The 20,087-nt window shown below is 41.9% G+C and carries 18 protein-coding genes and 1 pseudogene; 6 read left to right on the forward strand and 13 right to left on the reverse strand.

Features of this window, described 5'->3' with window-relative positions:
• Window positions 1–7 precede the first annotated feature (7 nt).
• From GKR61_RS08210 to GKR61_RS08235, 6 genes are all read right to left on the reverse strand, one after another.
• Complete coding sequence (locus GKR61_RS08210) at window positions 8–556, reverse strand: hypothetical protein (RefSeq protein WP_036950378.1); 549 nt, start codon at window positions 554–556, stop codon at window positions 8–10.
• Between the two features lie 11 nt (window positions 557–567).
• Window positions 568–1,098, reverse strand: a complete 531-nt coding sequence (locus GKR61_RS08215; RefSeq protein ID WP_154599829.1) for a spore coat protein U domain-containing protein — start codon at window positions 1,096–1,098, stop codon at window positions 568–570.
• Window positions 1,099–1,109: 11 nt separating this feature from the next.
• Window positions 1,110–2,120: a fimbrial protein gene (locus GKR61_RS08220; protein WP_154609626.1), complete on the reverse strand. Its 1,011-nt coding sequence runs from the start codon at window positions 2,118–2,120 to the stop codon at window positions 1,110–1,112.
• A 10-nt stretch (window positions 2,121–2,130) separates the two neighbouring features.
• Window positions 2,131–2,799 carry a fimbrial chaperone gene (locus GKR61_RS08225; protein WP_154599831.1) on the reverse strand — a complete coding sequence of 223 codons (669 nt, stop codon included), beginning with the start codon at window positions 2,797–2,799 and terminating at the stop codon, window positions 2,131–2,133.
• Complete coding sequence (gene pefC / locus GKR61_RS08230) at window positions 2,792–5,167, reverse strand: PefC/AfrB family outer membrane usher protein (protein WP_154639721.1); 2,376 nt, start codon at window positions 5,165–5,167, stop codon at window positions 2,792–2,794. The genes GKR61_RS08225 and pefC overlap by 8 nt, the downstream gene beginning before the upstream one ends.
• Window positions 5,168–5,233: 66 nt before the next feature.
• Window positions 5,234–5,752 (reverse strand): fimbrial protein, encoded by a 519-nt coding sequence (locus tag GKR61_RS08235; RefSeq protein WP_154599833.1) that lies wholly within the window; start codon window positions 5,750–5,752, stop codon window positions 5,234–5,236.
• Between the two features lie 425 nt (window positions 5,753–6,177).
• Between GKR61_RS08235 and GKR61_RS08240 the strand changes: the two genes are divergently transcribed.
• Entirely contained in the window at window positions 6,178–7,083 is a 906-nt protein-coding gene (locus tag GKR61_RS08240) for a winged helix-turn-helix domain-containing protein (protein WP_036950391.1), read from the forward strand.
• A 5-nt stretch (window positions 7,084–7,088) separates the two neighbouring features.
• On the forward strand, window positions 7,089–7,550 hold the full coding sequence (locus GKR61_RS08245) for a hypothetical protein (protein WP_036950393.1): 462 nt from the start codon (window positions 7,089–7,091) through the stop codon (window positions 7,548–7,550).
• A gap of 58 nt (window positions 7,551–7,608) precedes the next feature.
• Here the strand turns inward: GKR61_RS08245 and GKR61_RS08250 are convergent, their stop codons facing one another.
• Window positions 7,609–7,941, reverse strand: a complete 333-nt coding sequence (locus GKR61_RS08250; protein WP_051422597.1) for a helix-turn-helix domain-containing protein — start codon at window positions 7,939–7,941, stop codon at window positions 7,609–7,611.
• 691 nt (window positions 7,942–8,632) lie between these two features.
• On the opposite strand from GKR61_RS08250, the gene dmsA reads away from it, so the two are divergent.
• The 4 genes from dmsA to dmsD all read left to right on the forward strand — a co-directional run bounded on the left by dmsA (window position 8,633) and on the right by dmsD (window position 13,454).
• Window positions 8,633–11,077 carry a dimethylsulfoxide reductase subunit A gene (gene dmsA / locus GKR61_RS08255; protein ID WP_108478651.1) on the forward strand — a complete coding sequence of 815 codons (2,445 nt, stop codon included), beginning with the start codon at window positions 8,633–8,635 and terminating at the stop codon, window positions 11,075–11,077.
• Window positions 11,078–11,088: 11 nt separating this feature from the next.
• Complete coding sequence (locus tag GKR61_RS08260) at window positions 11,089–11,706, forward strand: DMSO/selenate family reductase complex B subunit (RefSeq protein ID WP_036950397.1); 618 nt, start codon at window positions 11,089–11,091, stop codon at window positions 11,704–11,706.
• 1 nt (window position 11,707) lies between these two features.
• Complete coding sequence (locus GKR61_RS08265; protein ID WP_132496824.1) at window positions 11,708–12,565, forward strand: DmsC/YnfH family molybdoenzyme membrane anchor subunit; 858 nt, start codon at window positions 11,708–11,710, stop codon at window positions 12,563–12,565.
• Window positions 12,566–12,839: 274 nt separating this feature from the next.
• Window positions 12,840–13,454: a Tat proofreading chaperone DmsD gene (gene dmsD / locus GKR61_RS08270; RefSeq protein WP_036949883.1), complete on the forward strand. Its 615-nt coding sequence runs from the start codon at window positions 12,840–12,842 to the stop codon at window positions 13,452–13,454.
• Window positions 13,455–13,491: 37 nt separating this feature from the next.
• Here the strand turns inward: dmsD and GKR61_RS08275 are convergent, their stop codons facing one another.
• The 6 genes and pseudogenes from GKR61_RS08275 to codB form a co-directional block, all read right to left on the reverse strand.
• Window positions 13,492–14,100, reverse strand: a complete 609-nt coding sequence (locus GKR61_RS08275) for a sulfite oxidase heme-binding subunit YedZ (protein WP_154599835.1) — start codon at window positions 14,098–14,100, stop codon at window positions 13,492–13,494.
• Window positions 14,100–15,108 (reverse strand): annotated as a pseudogene (gene msrP, locus GKR61_RS08280) (protein-methionine-sulfoxide reductase catalytic subunit MsrP). Before msrP ends, GKR61_RS08275 begins: the two are co-directional and overlap by 1 nt.
• 109 nt (window positions 15,109–15,217) lie before the next feature.
• Window positions 15,218–16,579 carry a heavy metal sensor histidine kinase gene (locus tag GKR61_RS08285; protein WP_154599836.1) on the reverse strand — a complete coding sequence of 454 codons (1,362 nt, stop codon included), beginning with the start codon at window positions 16,577–16,579 and terminating at the stop codon, window positions 15,218–15,220.
• Entirely contained in the window at window positions 16,576–17,247 is a 672-nt protein-coding gene (locus GKR61_RS08290; protein WP_036949891.1) for a heavy metal response regulator transcription factor, read from the reverse strand. The genes GKR61_RS08285 and GKR61_RS08290 overlap by 4 nt, the downstream gene beginning before the upstream one ends.
• Before the next feature lie 172 nt (window positions 17,248–17,419).
• On the reverse strand, window positions 17,420–18,718 hold the full coding sequence (locus GKR61_RS08295) for a cytosine deaminase (RefSeq protein WP_211887047.1): 1,299 nt from the start codon (window positions 18,716–18,718) through the stop codon (window positions 17,420–17,422).
• Window positions 18,711–19,958: a cytosine permease gene (codB, locus tag GKR61_RS08300; RefSeq protein ID WP_108478658.1), complete on the reverse strand. Its 1,248-nt coding sequence runs from the start codon at window positions 19,956–19,958 to the stop codon at window positions 18,711–18,713. The genes GKR61_RS08295 and codB overlap by 8 nt, the downstream gene beginning before the upstream one ends.
• Window positions 19,959–20,087: the final 129 nt, after the last annotated feature.

Consider the following 20,087-nt stretch of genomic DNA (forward strand, 5'->3'; position numbering starts at 1 on the left):
GCTCACATTAAAGATATTTTATTTTGATTGTAATGTGGGTGCTCCCACTGCCTAGAGTCACACTATTGCTGCCAATGGGTAGTGCAATAGGTTTTACTTTCAGTTTCACTTTCATTAATGAAGCGGTGGGTTTTTTAAGTAAAAGCTCTTTTCCCATCGGCACACCTGTGCCAAGGTCTCCAACTTGGCTATCTTCCCATGCGACTAAATAACCAAGAGTGTTGTTAACAGAACCAATATAGCCAGATGCCCCCATGGTTAAATGAGGGGTAGCGGGTTCAAATAATAGTGAAACACGTTGTGGAACTATGGTTCCTGAGCAATCTAATGATAGCGTGGTATGTCCCTCTATTTCGCCAGATAAAACAGTTGCGCTATCTAATGCACCAAAAGCAATATTATCGATCGTTGCTGGCAGGCAAGTGGCAATTTTCACACTCATCCTAATTTGCGATGCCAGCTCTTGACCAACCATGGATGATTGTTTGGTGAGTGCTCCATAGCTATTGATATGCGTAAAAATCAATACGCTGATGAGCAAAATAGATTTGCGCATAGTCACCTCAACTAGTTGAATGTTAACTTAATATTTAATGCTGTACTGGCGGCTCCAGGTGAACCCGTCGTACCAAGTAAAACGGGTTTTACGTTAATAGGAATGGATACGTTAGGTGTTGTGGGTTTCGTGACAGGGGCTTTCGCAACGCCATCAACCAAAACAGGAGTATTGATGGCAGCCATTTCAGCGGTCTTCCATGTCAACTGATAACCTATAGTGGCATTTTGTTTGGTCTTCAAAATACTTTTTGTGGAATCAACGCCATCAGCCGAGGTTAATGCCATCGTATAAGATGCTAAAGTCGCATCACAAGTGATTGCAATCGTCATCGGTTTTTCAACCACTTTGCCATTTTTAATGTCACTGACAGATTGCTCGCCAAAGTCGATATCTGCAACTGAAGCGGCACAAGAAGCCTTGACCGTCATCTTAATATTGGAGGTGACTGTCCCGCCTGTTACGTTGGTCGCAAAGCTTGTTGCATTAGCATAAATAGAAAATAACGATGCAGTACAAAGGAAGAGAGATCTCTTGATCATAAAAAATCCTGTTAGTTTAGTTTTACATTAATGGTCAAGGCGGTATTAGCTGCCCCCACTGCCGTTTGAGTTGTTAACGGAACGGGTTTGACGGTAATTGGGATCGTGAAGTTTGCTGTTGTTGGCTTAGTGTTTGGTGCAATAGCGGCGCCATTGATAACGACGGCACTATTTACAGGTTTAAATGCACTATTGCCCCATGTGAATTGATAACCAACGGATGGATTACTTTTCACATTGATAATTCCATTCGCAGCATTGTTGACACCATCCTTTCCTGAAAAACTTAAGGTATAGGCGGGTAGTACCGCATTACAGGTAAACGCGACGTTGATGGTTTTACCGGCAACAGATTTTGCGTTAACTGAACTTGCAGTTTGGTTGCCAAAATCCACATCGTTGACTGAGACCGCACATGATGCGTTATTGACGAGGGTCATCGATGTTGGGGCACTGAACGCGACACTCTCTGTCATTAACGTACGGCTGTTATTACCAATTCGTGAATAGAATTTTCTGGTTAACATGTAAGTAGGGTTTACAACCGTTTTTCCAACAGGGGGTTTTTTCTGTAAGTAAACGGTACCAGAGTCTGTTCCTCCGCCAGCATTGGCTAAATTGGTATAGCCCGTTCCACTGGTTTTGTAGTCTAAAACCAGTATCCAAGCACTGTTACTACAGCTTCCTGTTGATCGAAATCTTAAAATGCCATCGGATGAGGTTTTATCGACGGTTCCACCATTTGGGCAATCATTTGGTGATGCGCCATATTTATCAACAATATAAATAAAGTTACCTGTCGTATTCCCCGCACCACTTGAAGCACGTAAGCATTGCCCTGCTAAAGTTAATGGGACACCAGGGGCGCCAAAAGTATAGAGTTGATCGCCAACTTTTTTGTTCGTCACGTCGATTTGTGCTGGAAATGAATATTTGATGGATATATTTCGGCATCTTGCCGCAGAGGCATCTAACGCGAAAAAAAGCATCAATATTCCAAGGTAAAACCCTTTTTTTGCCATGATGATGTCCTTATTGCAGTTCGATCACACGTCGAGCGCCGTAGTCATCAATGGCTTCAACAGTGACTTTACCGGATAACGGGCGCTGTAAATCCATCTCGCTGAAAGGCGGGAATAAGCTAATTGAGCGTTCAACATCCGCGGATAAAGACAGCGGTTTGTTGTTGATGGAAACTTGTGTGAGTGCAAAGTAGTAAGGTGTTGGGTTCTTCAGTGTTGAACCGCTATATGTGATATTTTTTTCTGCATCCTCTCGGCTTTCTGCAAGGATTTTAGGGCGATAAATGAGCTTAACTTGTGTATTTAATGCCACAGCAAGGACATTGCCCTCTTCCGCAGAGGCAACTGGTGGGATTTCTTGAACATTCAGCCAAAACAGTGATTCCCTGTCTTTTGGCAGTATGTCATTAATATAAATTAAGCGAACAAGCTGTTTTTCATTGGCTGCGACTTTAAATAAGTTGGGTGCAGGAACAAAGAAAACATCATCCCCTTTGAGGTTATCGATCCAGACCTGCCCACCGTAGGCTTTTTCGCTATTATTCTTAACTTCAACCGCAATATTTTTACGACCTTCATCATAGATAAATCGAGTGCCATTCAGCGTGAATGCGGAATAGGCATTAAAACAGGTTAACAAAAATGGCAAGATAGCGAGTTTGGATATGAGCTTAATCATTGCATTCGATCTCCATGATTTGGTTTTCATTGGGTTCTACCCCATTCATATTTAAGGTGCATACCTCATCATTTGAGGAGGTAATGAAAATGGCATTAGGCTGACTTAATAAATTCAACAGCAAAACACCGCCATTGGAGACAAATCCCACATAGTCGTTATTTTCTGTTCGTGCTGAGCTACCGGCAGACACAAACTCACCGTTTTTCTTTTTCAGTCTCAAAATGTATCGATGTATGGTTGAGTATTTGAACTCGCGATAAACAATGGCTTTATCTGTTGGAACAACGCGTTGTACAGAATCGAGTAACTCAACGTTGTTTGGAACTTCCTCAGTATTGATTTTTAAATTATTTTCAATATAAGGGGAGACACCAATTACGGTATTTCCATGTCTATCTGTAGGCGGTGAGTCATTAAAAACAATATTTCCGATATTCTTAATGTTGGCGATGGCGACAGTATCTTGTCGCACATTGGTTAAAAATAAGCCGGTTTGTTGCGTGGCAAGCAAGCTGCCGGAGGCATTGATAGAGCCTGTGGTTTGATGCTGGTTTTGGGCAATAGCCACACCTGTATTCACCCAATCTTGGTTAAATCCAAAGTAAGCAGAGTTTGACCAGCTATCACGATCTTTGCTGGTATTCACGCTATAGTTCACTTTTTCATTAATGTTCCCTGCGATACCAGAGTTAAAACTGGCTTTATTATCACGGTCATAGCTCACAGAGTTCGTCCAAAAATGGTTTTTATCAAACACACTAAACGGAATATTCACACCGACGGAGATGGCATAATTATCACGGTCATGGTCATTTAATTTTTGATAATCAGCGGATACCGAAAAGTCGATACCTTTGAAGGCTGTGTTATAAGTCACGTTAGCGCCGATTTCATTGCGGATACGATTACGGTAGGTTTGTACCCATCCCGACAGGCTGATAAAGCTGTTATCAAAATTTTGAGAAATAATGGTTTCATAGCGCTCTTTACGATTACTTCTTTGGTACAGCGCATTTTGGTTAAACTCATTAAAATCAACGTACTCTTTACCTGTATAACGGTAAGTTAAAAGCTGTAAGTTAGTCGTATTCGACAGTGAATTGGCATACTTCAGCATATAACTTATCCCTGATTGCTTAGCATCAGGTGATGTGGGAGTCTGTTTTTGAAAGTGACTGTTGGCCGCGTTCACGTTAAAAGAGACCGCACCAAATTGACCAAACTCTTTACTCAGACCAATTCCAGCACTTTGATAATCACTGTGTAAAATTCCCGCCGTTTGCAACGTAAAATACGTAAATCCATAATCAAGAGCGCCCAAAAGGAATGGGTGGCTTTCACGCTTTCCAGCTAGCTCTCGCTCACCAATGACGAGGTTGTAATCCATCTCATTGGCTCGTAATAATGATGGGAGTGTGGCAACTGGCACATATCTCACGGTTTTGGTTCCATTATCTTCTTCAACAGTAATGGTCAAATCACCATTACTGACGGGTGAAATATCATTTAATTGATATGCTCCCGCAGGAACGACTTGAGAACTAAGAACGTATCCATTTTGTGAAATAGTAATTTTTGCATTCGAACTGACCACACCTGAAATGACAGGGGCGTAACCTCGCATTTCCCATGGGCGCATATTTTTTTCTGAACGTAACGCCATTCCGTAAAACACAAAGTTAGGTAACATCGTCATTGATGTTATTGTTTTACCGGCAATAAAACTTCCCTGTATAGACTTCATGGCAGTTGAAATGGTAGCTTCTGAAGTCTCGGTTCCTGAATCTTTAAGATAACTACTGCGGACGTAGCCTACCCATCGACCAAAATTAGAATATAAGTCGAAATCCCCATAAAGTTGGGTATTAGCGGATGTTGTTTTAGAGACATACCCGGAATAGTTAACTTTGATCCCTGGTATTCCATAATCCCATTCTTGTTGATTTTTTGAGTTATCTAAGGCGACTTGTGGAATATTAAAAGTCAAAACCTGTTTTGCATTATCAAAGTCAATTTTAACACCTGGATAATGACCTAAGTTGTAGCAGTTTCTTTCTGCATCGAATTCATTTTCAAATAAGGATAAATTAATAGGCAATGAAAGCTCATTTATCCATGTTGTATTTAAACAAAAATTTTCTCTATCTTTGGTTAATATAATTAATTCTTTTTTTCCCATTGGGTGGCGATTAAAAATCACCTCTACAATATAGTGACCTTCAGGATATTTAACACTGTCATCAAAAATACTTGCTGCTTGAGATTGAACTCCTCCATGTAAGAAGTCCATATTCAAGTTTGCATATACACAAAATGGACTTACCAACAGGGATAATATAAAAGCATTGACTGGTTTTAAACGCATATATCCATCACTATTTGTAAGCGGTAATAAGGGTCAAAGACCCTTAATTTAAAAATATAAAACTAATTATTTATATGCCACTGCATAAGTTGCAGTAGAAATGATGGTACCTTCGGTAACAGTTTGACCTGTTGTTGCCAGCATTCTTGCTTTGAAATTCATATTTCCAATAGCATCGGTTCCATTACCAAAATCAACTGTTTGGCTGTTATAAGTTACATCTTGATTTGGAGTGGTTGAGTTCATTGCGGTTAATTGAATAGAAACACCATTTGCTGTTCCTTTCATATTTGCAAGACCAGAATTAGTAAATCCAGCGCTTTGCCAACCTACTTGACCATTAGTTTTTTTCAAACATTCGTCAGTACGTGGAACTAAACTAAATTCAACGTAGTCACCATTGGTATCTGCTGTTGTCATTTTGCCTAAATCAATTGTAGATTTAACTAACCCACCGACTTCGGTATCAATATCACAAGTTGCAGAAGTTACCGCTCCAATAAATTGTACTTCCCCTGTATTTGCAAATGCAGCGCCACTAAGTAATACGCTGCTACAAATTAAAGGTAATAACATATTTTTCATTTAATCATCCTCATAAGAGTATTTATATTTAATAATGTGTATTAAGAATCTCTGGATATGCATATCCAAAGATTCAAATTTAAATTTCACCATTTTTAATGTCAGGAACTGTGCAGGCGAAATGATAGATAATAAAAATCATTTACATCATTAGGAGATGAATGTTTTGGAGCCTGCTCGTTCTGTGATGCAGAATACTCTCACTCCTCAGCTGGATAAACTAAATAAACTACTTAAGTATTTTTATTTATATGGAATTCTAAAAATATTCATTATTAACAATAAGTTGTGGATTCATAGTACTAAAAAACTCAATAAAACCTTCAAATTTATTTTAGTTTTTTATGATTTATTTCAATTTTCGGTTCACTCGCATGGGTAGTATAGTGTGGCGATGTTTTACTATATTAATAAAGAATGAAATTATGAAATCGAGTATAAAATATATAATTAATGACAAGTTTGAGTTTGACTACACCAATAAGAAAATCACATACATACTTAATGGAGATAAACGTAAAGTCTTAACGCCAGCTGCGAATATTCTTTTATTTTTAATAAAAAACAAGGTAGATGGAGATAATGAAGTTATTTCACAAGATGAGCTATTTAGTGCAGGTTGGGGTGAAAAAAAGAAGTTTGTGACAATCAATACGTTTTATCAAAACATTTTATTGTTACGAAAGGCATTTAGCGAGCTCGAACACAATTTTGAGATAATAAAGAATATTCCTAAAAGAGGCTATAGGCTTGTTGATGATATACATATTCTTAACTCATCGATAAATAATGTAAATAGTAGTAGGTTTAGAAATAAACACAAAATTGATAGGAAATATGATGGGAAAATAGAAAAAATCCATATCCCTAAAGTGGAAAAAGTAGAAAACCATAAAAATATCAGCATAAATACTCCTCCTAAATATCCCTCTGGGTATATTAAAAAAAAGAATGTGTGGCTCAGTTTCTCAAATCGTGAAGTGAAAAGAACAATCATTATGCTAGTTCTAATTGTGTTGATGACAACAATTTTTTTTAGCTATATCGATTTTCAAAAAAAAAGTAGTAGCTTATCGAACTACACCCATTGTGGAGAAATTAATAGTAAAATAATACTCTGTAATAAGCAGATGGATTTAAATGCGAAATTATCTAAATTTCTCTCAGATGAAATTATTTCAAAGTCATTTGATGATTATCAATATATGTATGTGATAAGACGGAATTTCACTAATAAATTATCAATCATTTATTGCATCAGAGAGTTAGATTCATTTTCGTTAAAAGATAATGAATGTGTTTCGTATTACATCATGGATTGGGCTGGATAATAAAAATGAAAAAAAGCATCTTGAAAGCTGTTGTTTATACATCAGCAATTATTCTTTCTTCTATTGCTGTATACCAGGTTAATGAGTCAGATGACATTATTTGTCGATCCTCATTTAGGACTATTTCTATTGAAAACAATGTAAAACTCTCTTTGAGTATTTCTTACACCTTAGGCGATCATGAAGGGTGGGTGAATTTAAAGGGCAAGTTTAGCCAAAATGGTATTGAGAGTGAGGTAGCAAGAAAGGTTTATATCGATATTATAAAGATTGGCGATAGTCTTAAAATTAAATCTAAGAAAAATATTTTATTGAATTCGGATAATACGGACTCTTCGGAGTTAGAAAAATATTTGTCTCAGTCTTATTTGGACCCCAACCTAGATATGGATATCTTTCTCTATCCTCAGAAAAGTGGTGGGTATGTCTTTTTCACCAATGATATGTATGCTTTTTATTGCAAATGATTAAATATGAGCGTGATAGATAATCTACCCAATAAAAAGATTATCTATCACTACCTCTTTAATCCTGTGTATGTAGTCGTTTAACGATCATGACAAGGTCGTTGAGGAAAGTCTCAATATCCATGTCAAGTTTGCTAATAATTAAAAATAATCTCGGTAATGTGATATTGCTGATCCCTACCTCATACCGTGAAAACTGTTGCTGACTGACACCGACACGGCTAGCGATTTGGCTTCCAGTCAAACCCAGTTCTTTTCTTTTTTTTCTTATATAGTGCCCGATTAAATTGTTTATTTGAGCTTCATTCTCTCCGGCAAAGTAAAAGCTAATATCTTGAATGGGTAATTTATAGGCTTGCGTGCTTTCAAAGGAAAGGTGTTCACTCATCATATGTCCTCTTGCGTGATGGAATCATAATTGTTGTATTTCCACCGAGGGGTGTAAACCAAATTAAAAATCAAATAGTTTTTAGTCTTTTAATCTAGGTTTTTTATGTAGTTAGGGAATTTCTTTATTAAAAAATTAAGTTTTCATATTTTCTTAATTAAAAGCAAAATGAGTATTTTGAAAGAGAAATCGTTTGAAATGATAATAGAAACCAATCTTATTAAGATTATTATTTATTATTAGTGGTATCACAATAATTTGCGCAATATGATGTTTTTTAATCAAGGGTTCTTTTCGCAGGAATATCGATAAAAATAATCAGAAAATAATAAAGCTTTAAGCGTGTTATTTTTGAATAATCATTTGAATATAGACAGTTATATATTATAAATCTCTTTTTTATATATTTAATTATATAACGAATAGGTGAAATAAACCGCGAATGAAGCGGCATAAACACATTGATGATGTTGATTATCAATGTGTTTATTGATGTAAGACAATCTCTCGAGTTCCCCGATTGATATTATTAACTCAATCAAAAACTCTAATTACCTCTAATTATGTGGCTGGCGGTTTTATCGCTAATGGCACACAAACTGCATTTTTTAATTCCATTGTTTTAACGAAAAAAATTTAGCGAAAAAACTTCTTATTATTTTAAGCAATTGCAATTTAAGTGAGCGAGTTATATATGGCCAATATAAAAGAGAAAGCTGCTATTTTTGCTCCTCTTAGCCGTCGCGGCTTTGTGAAAGCGGGCGCCGTGACAGGTTTAGCCGCCGCAGCGGGAGGATTTTCTCTTCCGTTTAGCGCTTCAGCGGAAACAGAGCAAAAAACATCGACACCATCAGGGAATGAAAAAGTTGTTTGGAGTGCATGTACAGTTAACTGCGGAAGCCGTTGCCCATTGCGCATGCATGTCGTAGATGGCGAGATCAAATACGTCGAAACCGATAATACGGGTAATGACGTGTATGAAGAGCTGCATCAAGTCCGTGCATGTTTACGTGGCCGCTCTATGCGCCGCCGCGTCTATAACCCTGACCGTCTGCGCTACCCAATGATGCGTGTAGGCAAACGCGGTGAAGGTAAATTTAAGCGAATCAGTTGGGAAGAAGCTTTCGACGCTATTGCCGATAACATGAAGCGTTTAATTAAAGATTATGGCAATGAGTCCATTTACCTGAACTACGGTACAGGTACTCTTGGCGGTACCATGACAAAATCATGGCCACCGGGCGCAACTTTGATTGCTCGCCTCATGAACTGCTGTGGTGGTTATTTAAATCATTATGGCGACTACAGTACCGCACAAATTGCGGCAGGTCTGAATTATACCTTTGGTGGCTGGGCAGATGGTAATAGCCCTTCAGACATCGAAAACTCTAAATTAGTGGTGATGTTTGGTAACAACCCTGGCGAAACGCGTATGAGCGGCGGCGGGGTGACTTACTATGTTGAACAAGCACGCGAAAAATCTAACGCGAAAATGATCATCATCGATCCTCGCTACACCGATACGGGTGCAGGGCGTGAAGATGAATGGATCCCAATTCGTCCGGGTACTGATGCGGCGCTCGTTAACGCCATTGCGTATGTGATGATCAAAGAAGACTTAGTGGATAAGCCATTCTTAGATAAATATTGCGTAGGCTACGATGAAACCACCATGCCAGCTGGCGCACCAAAAAATGCGCATTACAAAGCTTATATCCTGGGTGATGGTCCTGACGGTCAAGCGAAAACCCCTGAATGGGCGTCATCCATCACCGGTATTCCGGCAGATCGCATTGTAAAATTAGCCCGTGAAATTGGTACCGCAAAACCTGCGTATATTGTGCAAGGTTGGGGTCCTCAGCGTCGTTCGAATGGTGAGCTGACGTCTCGTGCTATCTCAATGCTGGCGATTTTAACCGGTAACATCGGTATTCATGGTGGTAACACGGGGGCTCGTGAAGGCTCTTACAGTATTCCATTCGTGCGTATGCCGACCTTAACTAACCCAGTGCAAACCAGCATTTCCATGTTTATGTGGACAGACGCTATCCTGCGTGGTCCTGAAATGACGGCTACCCGTGATGGTGTCCGTGGTAAAGATAAATTGGATGTGCCAATTAAAATGGTATGGAACTACGCAGGTAACTGCTTAGTTAACCAACATTCAGAAATCAACCGTACCCACGATATCCTGCAAGACGAATCGAAGTGCGAAATGATTGTGGTGATTGATAACCACATGACCGCCTCTGCAAAATATGCCGATATCTTACTGCCAGACTGTACTGCCTCTGAGCAAATGGATTTCTGTATGGATGCTTCCGCGGGGAATATGTCCTACGTTATTTTTGCTGACCAAGCTATCAAACCCCGTTTTGAAAGCCGAAATATCTATGAAATGACCAGCGAAATTGCCAAACGCATGGGTGTCGGTGAGCAGTTTACTGAAAATCGTACCCAAGAAGAGTGGTTACGTCATTTATACGAACAATCTCGCGCAGCATTACCTGAGCTGCCAACGTTCGAAGAGTTCCGTGAGCAAGGTATCTTCAAAAAACGTGATCCTAAAGGTCACCATGTGGCTTATCAAAGTTTCCGTGAAGATCCGATTGCGAATCCATTAACCACGCCATCAGGCAAGATCGAAATCTATTCCGCACAATTAGCGGAGCTGCAAAACTCATGGGAGCTGGAAGAGGGAGATGTTATCCATCCATTGCCAGTCTATTCCGTTGGGTTTGAGCAGTATGGCGACCCATTAATGGAGAAATTCCCATTACAGTTGACGGGCTTCCACTATAAATCACGTACCCACTCAACCTATGGCAACGTGGATGTATTGAAAGCGGCTTGTCCTCAAGAGTTATGGATCAACCCACAAGATGCGGCGAAACGCTCCCTGAAACATGGGGATTTAGTCCGCGTATACAATGACCGAGGCGAAGTGCGTGTCAAAGTCAAAGTTACCCCGCGTATTTTACCGGGTGTGGTTGGTTTAGGAGAGGGTGCATGGTATGACCCAGATGGTAACCGTATTGACCATGCGGGCAGCATTAACGTGCTGACCACGCAGCGTCCATCGCCACTGGCGAAAGGAAACCCATCACACTCTAATCTTGTTGAAGTTGTGAAAGCTTAAGGATGCCAGATATGTCAACGCAATATGGTTTTTATATCGATTCAAGTCGTTGCACTGGCTGCAAAACCTGTGAGTTAGCCTGCAAAGACTTTAAAAATTTATCTCCAGAAGTGAATTTCCGCCGTATTTATGAATACGCGGGCGGTGATTGGACTGAGCAAGATGGCGTTTATGGGCAGAATGTTTTCGCCTATTACCTGTCTATTTCGTGTAACCACTGCGATGATCCAGCGTGCGCTAAAGTATGTCCAAGTGGTGCGATGCACAAACGCGAAGACGGGTTTGTGGTGGTGGATGAAGAAGTCTGTATTGGTTGCCGCTATTGCAGTATGGCATGCCCTTACGGTGCGCCTCAGTTTGACCAAGTCAAAGGTCATATGACCAAGTGTGATGGTTGCTATGAGCGTGTTGCAGAAGGCAAAAAACCAATATGTGTGGAATCTTGCCCATTACGCGCATTGGATATGGCGCCGATTGAAGAGCTACGCGCTAAATATGGCGATTTAGCGGAAATCGCACCGTTACCATCGGCTGAGTATACTCATCCAAATATCGTTTTAAAATTGAATGCCAATAGCAAACCTGTCGGTGATACCACGGGTCATCTGGCTAACCCGGAGGAAGTTTAATATGGGCGCGGGAATTCATGAATGGCCATTGATGTTTTTCACCGTTATTGGTCAAAGTGTTGCGGGTGCATTTATTGTGATGGCAGCGGTTTTGTTAAGTGGAAAACTATCCCCTGAACTTAACCGTAAAGTGCATTACAGCATGTTTGGCTTGTGGGTGTTAATGGGGATTGGTTTCTTATTATCCACGATGCACATGGGCACACCACTGCGTGCATTTAATGCCTTCAATCGCTTAGGGGCTTCTTCACTGAGTAATGAAATTGCCAGTGGTGCAATCTTCTTTGCCTTTGGTGGCTTGTATTGGTTGTTGGCAGTGTTAAATAAAATGCCTGCTGCGCTAGGCAAACTGTGGTTAGTGGTGGTAGCTGTTCTTGCGGCTATCTTTGTGGTGGCGACTTCCCGTGTGTACCAAATCCCAACGGTACCAACATGGAATAACAGCTACACCATGATCAACTTTGTGCTAACGGCATTCTTGGGCGGACCTATCTTAGCCGCATTGCTATTGCGTGTTGCTGGGTTTGACCTGCAATGCATTCGTCGTCTCCCTGCATTGAGTGCGATAGCATTATTAGTGAGTGCAGCCGCCGCAATCTCTCAAGGATTTGACTTGGCGAGCATTGAAACCGCAGTACAAAAAGCAACGGATTTAGTGCCTGATTACGGTTTCTTAATGGATATTAAGATTGTTGCCGTAGCGATGGGGCTGGGCTGCTGGATCATGCCGTTAATCGCAAAACGTAATCCATCCGTCATCAACTTGGGTATCGGTACTTTGTTAGTGTTGGCGGGTGAGATTGTTGGACGCGGTGTGTTCTATGGTCTGCACATGACCGTGGGCATGGCAGTTAACTAATCATCACCTCAAAGGCTTAGCAGATGGTTGCTAAGCCTAAGGTTGATGACAAAGAGGGATAAAAGCGTGGTTTTTCCCTCTTTGTGTTATCAGGCGAAAATCAATAAATTGATTTTCCTCGTTAATGTTACAACCCAAACGAGCCATTTCCAAACCTGATGGGTTTGGAAATGGTCTGAGGCTTAGCAGATGATTGCTAAGCCTTTCGTTCCCAAGAATTTTTATCAATAATAAGCAAAACAACAAATAACACATGAACAGTGGATTACACACCATGAACGAATTCGCTTTAAATGACGTTTCTGTGACAGCTCGGATCCTTGGTGCGGCATTCTATTATTCCCCTGACCAAGTGCCTGAGATTATCGAATTATTGGTATCCGGTGAATGGGTTGCAGATTGGCACTACGGCTCTGAAGAGCAAAAACAAGGGATTGCCGCAGAGATGGCGACAATGCAACGTGATGATGAAACCCTTGATGAAGCTTATCAACGCCTCTTTATTGGTCCTTACGCACTCCCTTCTCCACCATGGGGATCGGTCTGGCTTGATAAAGAAAATGTGCTGTTTGGTGAGTCTACCTTGCAACTTCGTGAGTGGATGCAAGCCAACCAAATTGATATTCATTTAACCCAAAATGAACCCGAGGACCATTTTGGTTTATTGATGATGATGGTGGCTTGGGTGGCGGAACATCAACCTGAAAATCTTTCTGAATTATTAGGGAAACATATTTTGCCGTGGGGCCTGCTGTATTTAGATAAAATGCAGGAAAAAGGCGATTCTCCCTTTTATGTGGGGCTGAGTAAGTTAGCGCATTTAACGTTGGTGGCTTGGCAGGATTCGATGAATATTGAAGTGGATAAAAAACTGATTTTTTATCGCTGATGAGTCGGTTGGCGATCTTGGGGATCGCCAATTTATCCTAAGGTATGATCGGCTGTTTTTGTTGGCTCCAAACACGATAAGCAAAAGCAGCACCCACTAATACTAAGTAAATCACTGGCTCAGGCGTTAGGGTTTTTAATGACAAAGCATAGTGGCAAAGTGCGAGTAATAGTGTTGGGTAAAGCAGCATGTGAATTCTTTTCCACCATACACCTAGGCTCATTCGTATGCGGTTGAACGAACTCACCGCCATCAAAAATAAGCATAGCCAAGCCATGGCGCCAATCACTAAGTAGACCCGCGAAAAAACCTCCTCAAAAAAGAGTGATAAATTATTGACGCCAATCTCCAATAATAAATAGCTACTCAAATGCAGTAGAGCCCAGAAAAAGCACCATAATCCCAGTAATTTTCGTGTCTGAAACAGCGTGGTAAATCGCAATAATTTAGCGATAACGGGGATCAGTGCGATAACGATGAGCAAACGCAAAGCGGCTATTCCCGTAAAATGTTGGATGTCTTTAGCGGGATCAGCGCCAAGTCGCTGAGTATCAATTAAAAAAATCAGCCATGCCAAAGGAAGCAGAGCAATAAGATGAAAGCCTCCTTTGGTTAATCTCACTAATAGCCTGTTTTCTTGGGGCATTAGAAGTATCTCCGCAAGTCCATTCCCTGATACAAGCTCGCGACTTGGTCTGCGTATCCATTAAAAAGTAACGTAGGCTGTCGGGTTACTTGACCTAAACCCCCCGCACCAATAAAACGCTCGGTCGCTTGCGACCAACGAGGATGATCAACTTGCGGGTTCACATTGGCAAAAAAACCATATTCACTGGGCGCGGATAGGTTCCATGTGGTATCTGGCATCTGTTCGGTTAGGCGAATTTTGACGATAGACTTAATTCCTTTAAAACCATATTTCCAAGGAACAACCAAGCGGATCGGTGCGCCATTTTGATTGGGTAATGTTTTTCCATATACGCCAGTGGCAAGTAAGGTTAGCGGATTCATGGCTTCATCTAAACGTAGCCCTTCAACATAGGGATAAGGTAAGCCACCGCCGATATAACGGCTTTTTTTGTCCTGGCATTTGTTCGGGAGCATAACGAGTTTCAAAGGCGACATATTTGGCTTTGCTGGTGGGCTCCACCAATGCCAATAGTTTGGCTAACGGAAAGCCCACCCAAGGAATAACCATCGACCAAGCTTCGACGCAGCGCATGCGATAAATACGCTCCTCTAGGGGAAACTTGGCGTTGATATCATCTAAATTAAGGGTCAAAGGACGATTCACTTCCCCATCAATGGTTACTGTCCATTCGTCGGTAATGAGGGTATGCGCGTTTTCAGCTGGATCAGATTTTCCTAGCCCAAACTCATAAAAGTTATTATAGCCAGTCACTTTATCTTCAGGTGTCAGGGTTAACGATGACTGAAACTCTTCAGGTTGAATAAATGTCAGTGCTTTTCTTGGCGCTGAGGGCGTTGCTGGCGCATCGTCACTTAGCCAAGAAAATAAGCCCGCATTTGCTGTCGCTGCAACGGTTAAACCTGCTGCCCCCAGACCTAAGGCTTTGAGTAGCTGCCGGCGCTTCATAAAAAAAATGGATTCATCCGTGATTTGAGAGCCGGGGATTTTAGGTAACTTTTTCATTGTGCGCTCCATAGCAAAAAGAAGAATGAAATCAGTTATACCGAATGCGTGATAAAAGTGGCTGACAGTAAGATGACAAATTTGTCATCTTACTTAATTGTAGGAGATTTTAGATTGTAGGAAACGTTAGCGTAATGGTGCTGGTACCTGCTTCGTGTTTAAAACTAACCGAACCGCCATGCAGTTCAACAATCGCTTTGACAATCGCCAGCCCCAATCCAGTTCCCTCCGTGGTTCTGGCATTATCTCCGCGCCAAAAACGGGTGAAAATTTCCTCGCTATTTTGTAGGGAGTTCCCTTGGTTAGTGATGCGGATTTCTCTCTGCTGGGGAAGCTCAATGATCTGGGTGACCACGCGAGTATTTGGGTGAGAGTATTTAATCGCATTAGCGATAACATTCATGAATACACGGCTCAGTAATACCGGATCAGCATCAATCCTGAGAGTTGAAGGCTCACAATAAAGCGTAATCTGCTTCTCTTCTGCATAAGCCGAAAATAGTTCATAAACATCATTCACTAACCCTGAGATTGAGAGATTTTCTCGATTTAACGTAATGTTTTTATTTTCAGCACGAGCAATAAATAACGTGCTTTGGATCATCTGTGCCAGCTTATCAAGCTCTTCAATATTGCTAATGATGACCTCTTCATATTCGCTCACATTGCGGGAACGCTGGAGCGTAATTTCATTTTGCACTCGAATGGCATTAATGGGCGTTCTTAGCTCATGGGCTAAGTCATCGGCGAACTGGGTTAGTTTAACAAAGTCATGTTTTAGCCGTTGGCGCATGGTATTCATTGATTCGCCCAGCTCTTTTAACTCTTGTGGAAGCTGATCAATATCGATCGGATCATTCAGCGCATGTACGTCCGTTTTGATCGTGATCTGGCTCAGTGATTGAATATCGGAGAGCCCTTTTTTCAGTAACCATAAACTCAGTAATCCCATCAACAATATTGAGAGGGCAGACACCAGCACGCTTTGGGTTAAATATTGGGTTAATACTCCGCTGCGGTCGACGGAGACTTTACCGAGTACCACATGGAGCTGCCCTAATGGTGAGTTCATGGCGAAATAGACCGCGGAGATGGGAATGTTTTGTGCGGTTTGCCAATGGGTGATGGCATGGATATTGAGCTGCTCAAGGTTTACTAGCCGCAGTGGTTGGGTATCCAGAAGTTCGCTGTTAGTCGCGACGAGTATATGCCCACTCGCATCAGAAATCTGGATCAAATCTTGGCGCATGTCCATCATGCTTTGGAAATACATCGGCAGCGTTTTGATATCGATGCCACCCGAAATTAATTTAGCGAGCTGCTCCGCACGGTTCACGAGCAAATTATTATCTTGTTCAGACAGCTCATTCTTCAGCGAGTGATATAAAACCCATGTCACGACGCCAGCATTAGCGACCATTAGAATGATAAACAGGGAAATAAGTTTAAAGCGTAGCGACTTTTTTTTCATTCTATTGGCCTATTTAAGCGGTATCCCATCCCTCGAATGGTTTCGATAAGCTTAACTTCAAACTCATCATCAATTTTCTTTCTCAATCGACGAATGGCGACATCGATGATATTGGTATCACTGTCAAAATCGATGCCCCAAACTTCACTGGCAATTAAGGTTCTAGGTAAAATTTCATCGCTATGCAGCACGAAAAATAGCAACAAAGAAAATTCTTGGCGGGTTAAGATGATTTTCTTTCCTCCGCGTTCAACATCATGGCGGGTCAGATCTATCTTTAAATCCGCAATTGTCATGGTTGTCGAGGTTGGCTGATTCACTTTGAGTTGGTTTTTAACGCGCGCTAATAATTCAGAAAACGAAAATGGTTTCACAAGGTAGTCATTGGCACCGAGCTCTAAGCCTTTAATGCGATCATCTACGGCATCCCGCGCCGTGAGGCAAATAACGGGAATACTTTTCGCAGTGCGTAAGATTTTTAAAATATCCCAGCCACTCATACCCGGCAGCATGATATCGAGAATAACCAATTGATAATTGTTTTCTAAAGCAAAGTAGAGTCCATCACGGCCATCATTAGCGACATCCACCAGAAAACCCGCTTCTTCTAAGCCATTTTTAACCCAACCTTGGGTTTTAAGGTGATCTTCAATTAATAGTATTCTCATGGAAACCCAGCAATCGTTTTATTTGACTTAATTCATCTTAAAGAAACTTTTACTGTAAAGAAACAGTCTGGGGTTTAGCAATAAAAATGAGGTATATGAAGATATTTCAGGGGAAAAAAACACGGGGAACTCATTGATTGCAGGCTCAACAAGCCCCGTGTTGGGGTAATACTTAGTTTTCGCTATGTGGCTGATAACCGTAACGAATTGTCTCGACATCGTCGAGTTGAATTTGGGTCACGGTTGGCTGCGTAGTGGCAATGACGCGACCATCGCGGATGGAATAGCGTACTGGCACTTGGCGGCGTACAGCATCAAAACCGTTTTCAGCAGGCAGGATCAGTAAGCTTGCACGTTTCCCTTCATCAATACCGTAATTTTGCAAATTCAACGTTTTTGCACTGTGCTCAGTGATAAGCTTCAGACCATCATTAATCTGACCATAGCCCATCAATTGGCAAACATGCAGACCCATATGCAGCACTTGCAGCATATTTGCGGTACCCAGTGGATACCATGGATCGAACACATCGTCGTGACCGAAGCAGACATTAATATTGGCGGCGAGCATTTCCTTCACGCGGGTGATCCCTCGACGCTTTGGATAGGTATCGAAACGACCTTGTAAGTGAATGTTCACTAACGGGTTGGCGACAAAGTTAATCCCTGACATTTTCAGCAGACGGAATAAACGTGAAGCATATGCCCCGTTGTAAGAGTGCATCGCCGTTGTATGGCTGGCGGTAACGCGTGCGCCCATATTTTCACGGTGAGCAAGGGCGGCAACGGTTTCGACAAAACGTGATTGTTCATCATCAATTTCATCACAGTGAACATCGATTAAACGGTCATATTTTTGTGCCAGTGCAAAGGTTTTATGCAGGGATTCCACACCATATTCACGGGTGAATTCAAAATGCGGGATAGCCCCGACCACATCCGCCCCTAAACGTAGCGCTTCTTCTAATAGCTCTTCGCCGTTTGGATAGGACATGATCCCCTCTTGTGGGAAAGCAACGATTTGCATATCCACCCAAGGTGCCACTTCTTTTTTCACTTCCAGCATGGCTTTCAGTGCTGTTAAAGTGGCATCGGAAACGTCAACGTGGGTACGAACATGTTGGATACCGTTAGCAATCTGCCATTTTAGAGTTTGCCAAGCGCGCTGTTTAACATCGTCATGGGTTAGCATCGCTTTGCGTTCGGCCCAGCGTTCAATCCCTTCAAACAGGGTGCCAGACTGGTTCCAATTTGGCTGCCCAGCGGTTTGTGTTGTATCCAAATGAATATGTGGCTCAACAAATGGTGGAATGGCTAAGCCGCCTTCACCATCAAGGCTATTAGCGAGTACTTCACCTGCGGGCTGCGGAACGATAGCTTTAATTTGTTGATTTTCAATATCGATTCGCCACAGACCTTCACGCTCAGGTAAACGGACATTGTGGATATGTTGAATATGTTGATTAAGCACGGGTCATCTCCGAATTAGTGGCGCGTACGCGATTCAATAATGGATTCAGGATGGCGTAGCAGATAGCGCCGCCAAGCACTGCGTTAACAGGGACAATTCCCGGTAGCCAATGTCCTGCGGCAACACCCGCAGCCACGGCGATTAACGCACTGATATTCACATCGCGCATTTTGCTCATGTCAAAAGTGGCATAGCGATGACGATACATTAAGTAATCCGCAATGATAATGCCACCAATCGGCGGAATGGCTGCGGATAAGAAGGTTAGCCAGCTAACAAAGTTGTTGTACAGCCACAGTGCGCAGAGTGTGCCCACTAAACCGTTGATAATGGATAACGTCTTGCTGGATAAGCCTGTAATGTTGGCGAACCCTAAGCCGGAAGCGTACAGCGCGTTGTCGTTGGTTGTCCAAATGTTCAAACCAAGAACGATAATTGCTGGTAAGAGTAATCCTTGCGCGATCATTACGTCGGAGATATCCGCCATACCTAAGGAAGCTGCGCCCGCCGCACCGAAGATAAACATCAGTGAGTTGCCCAAGAAGAACGCCACAATGGCCACCAGTACCGCGATTTTCGGCTTACGCCCGAAGCGTACGAAGTCAGCGGTTAAGGTTCCTGCGCTGACAAACGAGCCGACGACCATCGCCAGTGCAAGGTTGAAATCGATTGGTTGTTCCGGTTTTACCATTTGCAGAGCGCTTAAACCACCGGCATCAGTGACAGCAAGATATACGGAGTAGCTTCCTAAGATAGCAATGGCAGGAACGGCGACAATGGACAGCACGGTTAACGCGGAGATACCGAAGAACACTGTGACGGTCATCAAAATACCGGAAATACCAATCAGTAAGTTGATATCCCAGCCTGTTGCTTTACCAACGGGAATGGCGAACATGGCAACGCCGACACCGAACCAGCCGACCTGTGTACCGCCAAGTAAGAAAGAAGGGAGCCAAGAGCCGCGAATACCGAAAGAATAACGTGCAAGAAGGTGGGTTGTTAAGCCTGTTTTAGAACCGATAAAACCAAGGAAGGCGGTGTAGACACCAAGAATAAGATTACCAATGAGAACTGCGAGGAAGAAATCGTTGAAACTAAGACCGGTACCGAGAGCGCCTCCGGTCCACATGCTGGCGGAAAAGAACGTTAAACCCAGCATTACAAAGGTTAATGCGAGCCCGCCTTTTCTTGCGGATATGGGTACTGGCTCATGACTATAATTTTTATCACCGGACACAATTGCCTCCTGTAGCTTTCCTCTGGCCAAAAAAATCTGACGAATTCTATAGCCGTAAAAATAAAAAGCAAACGGTTTCGCACATGCTTAAAAAGAATTAATGAATTGTGTTTTTGCTCATTTTTTATT

The sequence above is a fragment of the Providencia sp. wls1916 genome, from assembly GCF_009706585.1.
In the GTDB taxonomy this organism is placed as follows: Bacteria; Pseudomonadota; Gammaproteobacteria; order Enterobacterales; family Enterobacteriaceae; genus Providencia; species Providencia lanzhouensis.